The following is a 12,794-nucleotide window of genomic DNA, read 5'->3' as shown; positions in this document are numbered from 1 at the left end:
CAGAATCAACTGTCAAACAGTGGCTTAATACTAATTTATATTCCAGAAAGTGTTGATGAACATTTTTAAAATAGTAACAGTTACAACTTCTACAAATAAACTTATTTACATAATAATATTATTTTCTAAACACTTACATGCTGGTACCAAACTTCACTTTCTTCTTCAATCATTTCTCCTATTATTTTTGAAAAATCTATTTTTCTATCAAATAAGTCTTTTAACATATGAAATTGTTCAAACGAGCCTGTAAATGTTTCTAATGACTTAGAACAACAAACCATTTCAATGTTTTCAATTGTTGCTCCATCTAATTCTAATTCCTTTAGTCCTCTCATTCTACCTAATGCCGATCCATCCGTTACCTTTGTATCTCTCAACTTTATATTTTGAATTGACGCATTATGTTGAAAGCAATCTAAATTATCAATGGTACTATTTTCAAATTCAATTGTTATTAAGTCATTTAAATTTTGTAAAACAAGTAAATCCAATTCACTAACATTCTCTAAACCTAAAATATACAAATGCTTTAAAGTATCTACTTTTGAAATTGCATAGAGCTGCTCACGATTTGAAATATGTACAGAAAGCGATTCTAACTTTTCAAACTGCGGTAATAACGAAAAATCTTTAATACTAGTATTAGAAATATCCAATTTTTTTAATGACTGTATTTCTACAAGTGCCGATAGATTATTTATCCCCGTATTCTTTATATTCATTTCTTGTAAGTGCTGTAAATGTATAATTGGCGTTAAATCTTGAACCGGATTATTAACTAAATATAGCTTCTTTAAAGTATTCATCCGTTCTAACCCTGTTATATCTTTAATTTCATTACCAGTTAAAATTAGTTCCCTTACTTCCGTACATATATGTAATGGACTAATATCTACTAATCCCTTTCCACCTAAATATAGTCTCTTCTCTCTAATAAATTTATCCGCACGTTCAGAAGAACCCACAATGTTTTTCCATTCTCCATCTAAACTATCGTACCAATCTTTAACATTATTTTCAGACTGAAATATAAATTGAGGATGTAACACAGGTAATTCAATATTAAATAATGCGTCTAAAAAATGTAGATTGTCGTTAGCACCATAACTCCAATATAAATAGTCTTCTTCTTGGTGAATGGTGAAATTTTTATCTTTTAGCGTTTGTAAAATAAATAGTAAAAAATCTGAAATTCTATTTGCCATTACATATTTTACTTCTTCATCTCGTCCAAAATTAATAACTTGTCCCATTTCCCCCTTTTCATCCGGATCAACATCTATTCCTATATTGTTACCGCCATAATCCTTACTAATAGGTATCCATTTGTGATTCACATATCTTTCCTTAATACATTTTGCTGGTATTGAAAATGCATCAAAATTAAAAAACTCCTCTTCTTCAATTCTTTTCCATACTCTCCACTCATTCAAAACTTCATCTAAAGAGAGAAATGGCAAACCAAAAAACAATCCTGGTCCCGATTTAACTTCACCGTTATGTGTGAGATAAAGCATACGTAATTCATCTGGAAACGAAATTTCCATTTCGCTTTCGACATATTGAATTTCTTCTATTGTTGCAGGTGCATTCAAAAATGGTTTAAAGTGATTTTTCAGTTCAACTTCTAACTCTTTTAAAATTAGATTATTCATTTCCCACACTCCCTTTTTATTAACTAACAAAAAAGCTCCTTTAATTACATTAATTGTAATTAAAGGAGCTTTTCCTCGCAACCAAACTTATTTTATACTATTTCATCGAAATTCAATCCTACTGCATATGTACTTGCAATTTTATTATTTAACGACCTAAAACCATCCTCACTTTCACATTTCAATAACTAGACTCATACCCTAATTTCAGATTGCATTAAAACATAGGAAAGGCGGGTAATACAATTGACTTCTAATATCGACTACACTTCCCCCTCAACTAATTTCACTCATGATTTAAGTAAAAGTAATTTTTTTAAGAAAGATGCCCAAAATTATATAAATGTACTTGGCATAAAACAATTAAATACTTTAGAAAATACCTCTTTATTAGATATTTATTTAAGTACAGGGAATGTTGTAGAACCACATATTCATCAAAATGCAGCTGAACTTGTTTACTGTATTTCAGGATCTGCTGTTGTTTCTTTACTTAATCCATTTACGAATCAAATATTAAACTTACCGATAAAACCAGGGCAAGTTGCCAACATTCCACAAGCGTGGTGGCATTATGAAATTGCTTCCGCAGATAATTCTCATTTATTAGCTATATTCGACGCCCCAACCCCAGAAGTTATTTTTGGTTCTGATATTTTAAGATTAACTCCCGCTAATATGATGGCTCATACTTATTGCCTCAATGAACAACAATGGAAACAAGCAGTATCCCCAATTCAATCAACTACGGTAATTGGTCCCCCGGCGAACTGTAATCAAAACCGCGACATGATAAATCAGTCAACTCAGCCCCCTACTCAACAACAAAATCTATATTACCAAGATTCTTATTACTTCCCTCTTTACTGGGGGTATTAATTAGCATCATTTTAATAGAATCATCATTTATCTCCTCGGAAAATATCGAGGAGATTTTTTATCGTAACAATTAATAGAGTACATACATATAATATTAATATATTTAATTGGAGGTGATAGTACTATGAGTAATTATAACTATCGAAAAAACTACTCTAATAATAAAAATAGTAGCTCCTCAGCATCCTCTCAATCTTCGAACTCTCAATCTTCCAGTTCCCAATCGGAAAGAGATTTAGCTCAACAAGGCTACGTAAAGAAAAAAGGATGTAATTGTAATAAAAATAAATAAGGTCTTTTTTAGCTATACAAAAAGGAATACTCTTAAAAAGAGTATTCCTTTTTTCAATTCTCACCATTTAAGACGCGATACTTAGACGAATGTTATCCCTGCACTTGCGAATCCTGTAATAGCAGTAGCTATATCAAAACCTGGTGTAGTTGATGAAACAACAAGTAATATCTTATCTTGTGGAGCGACCCCAATTGCTTGTGCGCTAATACCACTCGAAGCAGCACCGATAGCAATAAGACCACTAAATGCTGGTGTTAATAGTAACGGTGTACCTACTGGAGTGAAAGTATTACTTGCTGCTGGCGCACTGTACAATTGCATTTGAATTTGTATGCTTCCTAATGCCACAGCAACCGCTACAGTTACACTAAAGAATCCTGCTAACGAAGTAATTGTACCTGCGCGAGGAGCTACAAATGCGAAATCAAATACTGGAGGTACAGGACCTATAGTAATTGGGCCACCAGGTGGGACAATTACAGGGAAGAATGAACTTCCAAATCCAAGAAGTGCTCCTGTGTTTGCTAATCCACCCAAAACAGTTGCTAATGCTACTGGTGTACCTGATGCATACGGAATAACAGCTCCGCCTCCTGTTGCACCAGTTGCTCCTGTTAGGCCTGTTGGACCTGTTGCTCCTGTTGCTCCTGTGTCTCCCGTTGGACCTGTTGCACCAGTTGCTCCTGTTGCTCCTGTTGCTCCTGTGTCTCCCGTTGGACCTGTTGCTCCTGTTGCTCCTGTGTCTCCCGTTGGACCTGTTGCTCCTGTTGCTCCTGTTGCTCCTGTTGGACCTGTTGCTCCTGTTGCTCCACCTCCTGTTGCTCCTGTTGCTCCTGTTGCTCCTGTTGCTCCCGTTGGACCTGTCGCCCCTGGAGTAGCATTGATTAATTGAATTAATAAACTAAAAAGAAGTTGTAAAGTTGCAGAATCGATATTTGAGTTGCAGGATACAGGGATAAGGTCTAAAGCGAAGAAGAATTGTGCAAGAGCGCTATAAAATTGTTGCAATAATGTTGACAATTGTCCTAAATTAGGTGCTGGAGATTGTAATAAAACTATAATACTTTGAGTTAATTGTTTCAAAAAATTAACTTCTGGGGAAGGTAATAAGGAATTTAAGAAAATTAAAAATTGATTAAATAAATCGAGTAACGCTAATCTGTTTGCATTACTTGGATTTGCAAAAAATGCTGTAATAGCTGATACTAATGAATTTAGTAGAGTAATTAATTGACTTAATTGTTGACTAGTAATAGGAACTGATTGTGGATTTTTACAACAATCTGCTGAAAAAACTATCGGATTGCAATTGTTATGACCAAAACAATCATTATGTTTCATTTATTTCCTCCTTACTTTTCTTATATTTGAGTGTTTTCCTATTTTAAAAACTATTAGAGATGTAATTGAAAAAAAAGAGTTGTATTATATGTTTAACTTAAAATAGGAAACATGAATTATAATTAAACTTTAAAATATAATTTAATTATGTTCATGACTCACATATTAATTATATGTTTTTAATAATTGACTGCTTAGATTAAATACCTAAACTTAAAAGTTTATTTTATTTTTCCACGTTTATCTCTTAGGTCCAAAAGCACATTTTTATTTATAAATTAAAAAACAAATTAATCATTAGCATATACCAAAAGTAACAACATCATTCTTTCAAATAATTAACAATGATACCTTTACTACTATTGTGTTCCTTCTATAATCATGAAGCCGTTTCTATTATAAAAAACTTTCATACAATATAGTGGACAGGTTATTCTATACTTCGTTCAAAAAAAATAATTAAAGGAGTGAAATTTAATTGCCAATCATTCAACCATTTATGGCTTCTAGAAGATTTACATCTACACTAGGAGCAGGAACAGGAACAGGTGCAGCCTTTGCGGTTGCTGCCACAGCTTGTTTAAACGATGCGGGTACTACTGCAACTGCTTTTCCGACTTTCACGTATTACAACTTGTATGTAAACGGTATTCTTCAGCCAAGCGTGAACTCCAGTGTTACTACTGGTCCTACTGGCGCTATTACAATTCCTGGCGGAGATGCATTAGACGGTGGAATTCCAATCACAATCGAATTTATCGTCACTTAATTTTAACTACTTTAATGTAGAACAAAAAAGACAGATTCCTTTTCATTTAAGGATCTGTCTTTTTTAATTAATAATGATAAATTGTAAAATAATTGAAGAACCTTGCGATGGTGGTTGATTATCCAATAAAGTTAGTTTACCAGTACTAACTTCATAAAATGGTTGTGGTTGCAGAATTCCATTAATAAACAAATTAATATATGAAACCTCACTAGGTGATAATATATTCGTTGTACCATATTGAGCTATCCCATCTGCATTTGTATATATAAGTTTCTCTCCATCTGAAAAAGTGTAATATAACAAATTGGTTGTTGTTATGGGGCCAATAACCCCAGGTTCTCCGGTTGGTCCTGTTGTACCGGTCGGTCCTGTTAGACCTGTTGATCCTGTTAGACCTGTTGGTCCCGTTGTACCGGTCGGTCCTGTTGTACCGGTCGATCCCGTTAGACCTGTTGTACCGGTTGGTCCTGTTAGACCTGTTGGTCCCGTTGCACCGGTCGGTCCCGTTAAACCTGTTGATCCCGTTGTACCTGTTGGTCCTGTTGATCCCGTTGTACCGGTTGGTCCTGTTAAACCAGTTAGACCTGTTGATCCCGTTAGACCTGTTAATCCCGTTGTACCAGCTGGTCCTGTTAGACCTGTTGGTCCCGTTGTACCGGTCGGCCCTGTTAAACCAGTTAGTCCCGTTAGACCTGTTGATCCCGTTGTACCGGTTGGTCCCGTTAGACCTGTTGATCCCGTTGTACCAGTTGGTCCTGTTAGTCCTGTTGGTCCTGTTGTACCAGTTAGTCCCGTTAAACCTGTTGATCCCGTTGTACCTGTTGGTCCCGTTAGACCTGTTGGTCCCGTTGCACCGGTCGGTCCCGTTAAACCTGTTGATCCCGTTGTACCTGTTGGTCCTGTTGTACCTGTTGGTCCCGTTAAACCTGTTGGTCCTGTTGGTCCCGTTGGAATATAAATTGGGGGAAGAACTGGAAATGTAGGTCCAATATTTCCAGGTTCTATCATAGCTTTATTTATTGATAATTTATCATCTCGCTTCAATTTAATACCTCATTCCACATTTTTGTCTACTAATTTATATAATAACTCTATCCTTTTAAAAGCATTCCATAACTAATCTTTTTTTCATTCTCAAATGATTTTTACATATATTAAACTTTCACCTTTGCTATAACTACTACTATTAAACTCTTCCACTCCACTTCCTAGATCTATTTTTACTCCCGCAATATCAACTTCAAATTATAATAATAATTTAATTACCAATTTATTTGCTGGTAATACAATTTCGCTTCAATTATTCGGCATATTATCCATCGTTAATTTAGTTGAGGTGGTTCAACAGGTACCTCTCTAACAATTATACGAATCGATTAAAAAATGATTCATTCTTTTTTTTAATAAACATTTTTAGATACTAAACTAGTAACTATCACGACAGTGATTATGCAACAAAAACACATTGCACTATATTCATAGTAGTAACTATCTTTACTAAATTTTCCGTATATATATTATCAATTTACACTGCGCCCATGCTGATGTTACATTAAATAAGAAGACATTTTCTCCTTTACGGACCATCTCAATACGTATTTGAGAAATATTCTCCAATCCTATACGCGAGAGCAATACTGTGTTGACACTCAAATGAGTGTCTTTTTTTGTAAATTGTAATAAATAAAACCATCTTTTATAGATGGTTTTATCAAAACATATCTCTTTATATTCTAAATAAAATAGCAAGTTTATGAAGCTGGATAATAAATGGTCATACTTAACCGAGTTAGCGTTCGTCCGGAATTATGATAAGAGTGCGGTCTATCCGCCTTAAAGCGAATTGAATCTCCTCTATTTAATGTATATTGACAATCATTTATTTCAATTGTCAATTCTCCCTCAAACACCGTTATAAATTCTTCGGTCCCTTCTTTATGGCCTTCTGAACTTAATTTCCCTTCCGTTTCAATTTCAACCGTATAGATTTCAAAGTTCCTATCATCTTGAAAAGGAAAAGAAGGATACACTTTATATCTCCCATTGTCTTCTGACAATACTTGAACATCGTTTCGTAAAACCACTTTCGTATCAGGCTGTGGATTATTAATTAAAGACGTAAAAGACACTTTTAAACCATTCGCAATTTTCCATATTGTTGTTAGTGTTGGACTTGATTCTCCCCTTTCAATTTGTCCAATCATCGTTTTACTCACACCTGTTAATTGGGCAACCTTTTCTAAACTTAATTTTTCTTTCTCACGAATTGTTTTTAAATTTTTCGCCAAAATAAGTTGAATTTCTTCCATAAAAAAACACTCCTACACTATATACAATATAACGACCGTTATGTATAATAAAAAGCACACGTTATATTGTTCTTTTCGGTCATTATAACATACGAAAAATACTTAGGGGGTTTTGAAATGCCTTTATTTTCTTTTTTATTATTTGTTTTTATAAGTAGCTTCACACCCGGTCCTAACAATTTTTTAGCGATGACATATGCAAATCAACTTGGTTTGAAAAGGAGCATGCAATTTTGCTTTGGAGTAGCTCTCGGTTTTTTCCTCCTCACTTCTTTATGTAGTTTCTTTAATATCGTACTAATTAATATTTTACCCAAAATCGAATTACCTTTAAAAATTTTAGGAGTAGCATACATGCTATATTTAGCTTTTAAAATACTCACTAGTAAAGGCAGTACAGATCCCGATGAAAAAGATAATAAAAACTTATTTACAGTGGGGATTTTTCTTCAGTTTGTTAACCCTAAAGGGATATTATTCGGACTGACTGTAGTTTCTACTTTTATTCTCCCTTACTACAATTCATATTCCAGTTTTCTACTTTTTTCATTATTTCTAGGTGTAGTCGGTTTAATGAGTACATTTAGTTGGAGCTTGTTTGGTTCAATGTTCCAAAAACTATTATTAAAACATACTCAATTATTTAACATCATTATGGCTGTTTTATTGGTTTTCAGTGCTATATCACTCGTTATAAACTAGCTCTATACTCATTCTAATTCTTATATTTTGTTTAACTGAACCAAACGCTACAGTAAGTATATCTTAATCTTTTTCTCTTATTCTCCTAAATAAAACTTTTTTCTACCTTGTACAAACAGTTCTTATCCTCATTAAATACAATATATAGACAAATAAAAGATAGGAGATTAAAGAATGGCTGATTATTTTTATAAACATGGTAAAAAGTACTATAAAAACTATTCATATTCTCACAATAAAAAAGAGAACTGTTTCACTAACACGCATACGATTGCTGGCTCAAATATACCGTTAGATATTATTGTACCAGCTAACACTTCAAGAATAGTTTTTGAAGATGCTACTAATAATCACAATAAAACATTACTGCAGTTTCATGTTCCTGGTACTTCTGCACCAATTGTTGTAACTATTCGTACAAGAAATTCTCGTAGACCGATTACCGCTACAATAACTTCAGGTGAAACAAGAATTCTTCAAGTAGAAAATTTTGAAAGCCTCACTCTCACAAATAATAATAATACAAGTAGCGACATTGGTGTTTATATCCAAAAAACGTTTTGCATCTGCTGCAATGAACAAAATGATTATTATAAAGAGCATTCATATTCTATTAACGAAGATAGTAACTGTTTTGTCGAAACTCATACGATTGCTGGTTCGGGAACTACCTTAGCTGGAAATGTACCTCTCGATATTATCGTACCCCCTAATACCTCAAGAACAGTATTTGAAGATCTTACTATTAATCACAACAAAACATTACTTCAAGTATCTGTTCCTAACGATTCCGGTCCCATTGAAGTAACTATTCGAACAAGGATTTTTCAAGTAGAAGATTTCCAAGACCTTACACTCACAAATAATTCCGATTCCTTTGATTTTATTGATATATTTATCAAAAAAACGTTTTGTATTTGCTGTGATGACCAGAACAACCCTTGCGATGAATGTAACCATGAATACGACAATGATTATGATTGTTAATTTTAATGAAAAAGAAGCCTTTTTATAAAGGTTTCTTTTTCATTAAAACAACTAACATCCGATAATATACGTATTTACTTATCTACCGTTTCTCGTTTCTTAATAAAATAGCATTTTTGTTTATAAATTTTAGACATTTAAAGTAGACAAGCATATGTTATTATATGGAGATTTCCTCCACTCATAAGATTCTTATCTTTCTAAGAGTACGTTTATAGGCGTGCTCTTTTGATTTTTTATCCAATAACGATTTTTATATCCACACGCTTCTTACTAAGCTTCATTGCTAAATAAAGTTGGATATATTTTTTCTATTTTTGAATGTATAATCCAAAACTTATTACTAGAAACCGTACAAATACTAATAGCTCTTCAAAAAAAGAAGCACATGCTTCTGTGGCAAAAGACAATTCGAGTTGCCGAATTTGATTTTTCGCATCATCAAAATCGGAAGCTACAACTTTTTATTAAATACAACTTCAGCCTTATGACCTTGCAGTATATATTGACAATACTTTAGCTAGTCATAGAAAATTTTATGGATCAATCGCAGTATATAAAAATCCAAATGCTTCTCAACGGATAGGATTATGGACAGTATATGATCCATCAAGATATTTAATATATTCCTAATATGGTTGGGTAAGTAATAGACCAATTAATCCATAATAAGAAAAAGAGGCTGTGAAATAATTACAGCCTCTTTTCTTTAATCGCATTTTTCTATTTGGTCGCCTTCTTCACCTGCATTTTCTGCCGAACTATCCGTACCGCCTCCCACTGCATGTTGCTGTTTAGTATTAGAACTTTCGATGGCAGCGTTGGTTCCCGCTGCACTGTCTTCTCCACCACCACTTGCCACTTGAGTAGCACCAGACTGTTCCTTACGGGTTTTATTAATTTGATTATTGATGATAATTACAAATTCTGCCTCTTCATCCGAAGTTTCTTTTTTCTTTTTATGCGGCTCAATCTGGTCCCCACTAATTCCTTTATTTATGGCTTCGCCTCCAGCGCCCACCGTTCCTTGCTGTCGGGTATTCGATGAATCGATTGCTGCATTACTTCCTGCTGCACTATTTTGTCCGGCTCCACTGGCAATTTGTGTTGTATTCGGTGCAAATGTAATCTGATTATTAATGACAATGACAATTTTTCGTTTATCAGCAAGATTTCCCAAATTAATTTCTTCTCCATCTTTTTTTACAAATCGAAACGTGATTTTTTCATTGTTTTCCATGTTTTCCCCCCTTTGTAGTATTAAATGACTAGAGAATGATAATGGATTGGACAAGCGTATTTTTTTATAAATATGTGCCCTCGCCCACAATGAAGGGTGTATTATCAGGTTCCGGTAATTTGCTCGTATTAGGTACGTCGACTTGGCAACAGTCCAGCATCCGCCGAATTTTGGGATGGATGGAGAATAACCTTATAGGAGATATAGAAAGAGAGATTAGTAGAAACCATTGGTATATAAAGGTTTCTAAGTTTCATTTTATTTTTCTATTTTCCTTTTCTTATTTAGATTTATCAGCCAAATATCTAGCATAGTGAATTAAATTTCTAGCTACATCTAGTTCAAGATTAAATATATTAGGTACCCCTGGTCTCCAATTCACCTCAAATAACCACAATTTTTGATCTTTATCAATCCCTACATCAATTCCTAACTCATCAAATAATACATCTCTAAATAAAGAATTAAAATGGTTAGAAAAAGTTACTGCAAATCGTTCTAAATACCTTTTAATATTATACCAATCGTTATCAAACTCCGCTTTTAAAAAGACATCTAAATAAGTACTATAACCACCCTTAGCCATATTTGATACAATACTTCCTAATGGACCTATTCTCGGGAATATAGAAGTAACAACCCACCTGCCTTCCCCATTTCTTTGAACATGCAATCGAAAATCATAAACATGACCAGATTTCATTTGACATGAAATAAACTGTTGAACTATGTATCCTTGCTCTTGAATCTTATCAGATATAAAGCTCCGTAATTGTTTTTTATTAATAGATGAAATTTGTTCTGACTCATTCATACTGTAATTCATCCCATTTTTTTCAATGAAAACAATACCACTACCTTGATGTCCAGAAATTGGTTTAATAATAAGTTTTTCATAACGATTAAACATGTCAAAAAACTTATTAACATCATTTAATTCATAAAAAGGAATAAGATATTGCTTAAATTTTTTTGCTCTATTTATTCTGTTATATACACTTAATTTATTTCCAATTGAATGGCTTGTAAAAGGAACTTTTTCATGTAGATAATCATAGATTTGCTGATTTTTATCACTAACATGAACACTTGCATTATAAATAACATCTGGAAAAGAAAATTCTTTTTCAATCCACTTACCATTTTCATAAGTTTTACCTAAAATCTTCTTCATTTCTAAATTTACTTTCCCTAAAGTAAAATAAAAAAAGTCCACACCTTCAGCTTTAGCTACAGCAGCGTAAGTATATGCTTTCTTTACGTCATTCGGATCTTTCCGATGATGAAGCATACCAATTATAGTCATGTTAGTTCTTCTTCCCTTCTTTCTAAAGATTTTTTTCAGAACAAACATCAAATTCATTATATATATATTCATGTTCTTCCTCATTCAACCATTTTTCGAAAAATCCAGAACAAGCTTAACCTCATTTTAATATTCTACCTATAGAAATAATAAACCTGAGATTATATAAAATGATAAAGGTTAAGGTGACATAAAATGGATACTATCGTTTTCATTGAAACAAATAAATCTGGATCAAGTAGGGAAGCAATCAAAGCAGCTGAAAAACTTAATTTCTTTACTGTTTTATTAACTAAAAAAACAAAATTTATTAATGAACGCACTATATTCCCTGATGTACATCAGATGATTTTCACTGATATAAATGATTATGATAATATAATTACAACAATTGAAAAATTAATTAAATCAGGAAAAAACATAAAAGGGATCTTTAGTTTTATTGACCCTTTTGTTTATGTGGCTGCACGTTTATCAGAAAAATTTTGCTCAAATATTGTATCTACTAAAGCTATCCATCATATGGAAAACAAAATATTAACTCGTAATGTACTTAAAGAATTACCAATCTCACTCAACTATTTAATTTACAAACCAACAGAATCATTATCATCTTTTCTTGAAAAAACTAAAGAGATGAATTTCCCTCTTATTGTAAAATCCCCTAAATCAACAGGATCCAAAGATGTATTATTAGTAAAAAATAAAGATCAATTAATCTTATCTATACAAAGTCTTTTAAAAAAACTACCTAATGAAGAAATTCTACTTGAAGAATATATAGATGGACCTCAGTACTTAGTTGAAATTTTAGTTCAAGATGGAAAAGTCCATATTATAGCAGTAATTGAACAAGAAATTACACTTTTTGAACGTTTTATTGTTACTGGTTATTCTTTACTAGGACAGGTAGACAAAAGACTATATAATAGTCTTTTCAATGCAGTCAATTCTGTTATTCAGGCCTTTAATATGAAAAATGGAGCGTGTCATCTAGAACTCCGGAGAATAAAAGATGTTTGGAAATTAATTGAGATAAATCCCAGAATATCAGGTGGAGCAATGAATGACATAATTGAAATTGGACATGGAATCAACTTAGTGCAAGAGACTATTCAGTTAATGTTAGGAAATAAACCTTCACTAAATAAAAAACATTATAAATATGTGTACGCTCATTACCTAACAGTTAAATCTAAAGGAAAACTAATTCGAGTTACAGGGAAAAACCGTAGTTCTAAATATCCTGGTGTAGAGAAAGTTTATATAAAACCTAAAAAAGGAACTATCTTAAAACCACCTACT

Annotated in this window: 11 protein-coding genes and 1 pseudogene; 6 read left to right on the top strand and 6 right to left on the bottom strand. The window is 32.8% G+C overall.

What is annotated here, in order from left to right:
* Nucleotides 1–125: 125 nt before the first annotated feature.
* Nucleotides 126–1,658 (bottom strand): SMI1/KNR4 family protein, encoded by a 1,533-nt coding sequence (locus BAU23_RS09400; RefSeq protein WP_071734230.1) that lies wholly within the window; start codon nt 1,656–1,658, stop codon nt 126–128.
* A gap of 246 nt (nt 1,659–1,904) precedes the next feature.
* Here BAU23_RS09400 and BAU23_RS09395 point away from each other — a divergent pair, with 246 nt between their 5' ends.
* Nucleotides 1,905–2,537: a cupin domain-containing protein gene (locus tag BAU23_RS09395; protein WP_000203238.1), complete on the top strand. Its 633-nt coding sequence runs from the start codon at nt 1,905–1,907 to the stop codon at nt 2,535–2,537.
* A gap of 373 nt (nt 2,538–2,910) precedes the next feature.
* On the opposite strand, the gene BAU23_RS09390 is transcribed toward BAU23_RS09395, so the two are convergent.
* On the bottom strand, nt 2,911–4,173 hold the full coding sequence (locus tag BAU23_RS09390) for an exosporium glycoprotein BclB-related protein (RefSeq protein ID WP_071734228.1): 1,263 nt from the start codon (nt 4,171–4,173) through the stop codon (nt 2,911–2,913).
* Nucleotides 4,174–4,651: 478 nt separating this feature from the next.
* On the opposite strand from BAU23_RS09390, the gene BAU23_RS09385 reads away from it, so the two are divergent.
* The gene (locus tag BAU23_RS09385; protein ID WP_001121652.1) at nt 4,652–4,942 is read left to right on the top strand and encodes a DUF4183 domain-containing protein; all 291 of its coding nucleotides are present in this window, start codon (nt 4,652–4,654) and stop codon (nt 4,940–4,942) included.
* A gap of 63 nt (nt 4,943–5,005) precedes the next feature.
* On the opposite strand, the gene BAU23_RS09380 is transcribed toward BAU23_RS09385, so the two are convergent.
* Entirely contained in the window at nt 5,006–5,989 is a 984-nt protein-coding gene (locus BAU23_RS09380) for a DUF4183 domain-containing protein (RefSeq protein WP_071734226.1), read from the bottom strand.
* Between the two features lie 136 nt (nt 5,990–6,125).
* Between BAU23_RS09380 and BAU23_RS30550 the strand changes: the two are divergent.
* Nucleotides 6,126–6,325 (top strand): annotated as a pseudogene (locus BAU23_RS30550) (BclA C-terminal domain-containing protein); the annotation flags it as partial.
* 371 nt (nt 6,326–6,696) lie between these two features.
* On the opposite strand, the gene BAU23_RS09370 reads toward BAU23_RS30550, so the two are convergent.
* Nucleotides 6,697–7,254 (bottom strand): helix-turn-helix domain-containing protein, encoded by a 558-nt coding sequence (locus BAU23_RS09370; protein ID WP_000391301.1) that lies wholly within the window; start codon nt 7,252–7,254, stop codon nt 6,697–6,699.
* 117 nt (nt 7,255–7,371) lie between these two features.
* Between BAU23_RS09370 and BAU23_RS09365 the strand changes: the two genes are divergently transcribed.
* Both BAU23_RS09365 and BAU23_RS09360 read left to right on the top strand, forming a co-directional pair.
* Nucleotides 7,372–7,956: a LysE family translocator gene (locus BAU23_RS09365; protein WP_016129419.1), complete on the top strand. Its 585-nt coding sequence runs from the start codon at nt 7,372–7,374 to the stop codon at nt 7,954–7,956.
* 174 nt (nt 7,957–8,130) lie between these two features.
* Nucleotides 8,131–8,943, top strand: coding sequence for an exosporium protein D (locus tag BAU23_RS09360; RefSeq protein WP_071734223.1), 813 nt, complete (start codon nt 8,131–8,133; stop codon nt 8,941–8,943).
* 709 nt (nt 8,944–9,652) lie between these two features.
* Here BAU23_RS09360 and BAU23_RS09355 read toward each other — a convergent pair.
* Complete coding sequence (locus BAU23_RS09355) at nt 9,653–10,183, bottom strand: hypothetical protein (protein ID WP_000429661.1); 531 nt, start codon at nt 10,181–10,183, stop codon at nt 9,653–9,655.
* A 280-nt stretch (nt 10,184–10,463) separates the two neighbouring features.
* Nucleotides 10,464–11,561 carry a YheC/YheD family endospore coat-associated protein gene (locus BAU23_RS09350; RefSeq protein ID WP_016129417.1) on the bottom strand — a complete coding sequence of 366 codons (1,098 nt, stop codon included), beginning with the start codon at nt 11,559–11,561 and terminating at the stop codon, nt 10,464–10,466.
* A gap of 123 nt (nt 11,562–11,684) precedes the next feature.
* Between BAU23_RS09350 and BAU23_RS09345 the strand changes: the two genes are divergently transcribed.
* Nucleotides 11,685–12,794, top strand: a 1,110-nt coding sequence (locus tag BAU23_RS09345) for an ATP-grasp domain-containing protein (RefSeq protein ID WP_071734221.1), incomplete at its 3' end; no start/stop codon positions are given.

It is taken from the genome of Bacillus nitratireducens, from assembly GCF_001884135.1.
GTDB classification, from domain to species: Bacteria; Bacillota; Bacilli; order Bacillales; family Bacillaceae_G; genus Bacillus_A; species Bacillus_A nitratireducens.
This window is presented reverse-complemented; position numbering and strand designations above follow the sequence as displayed.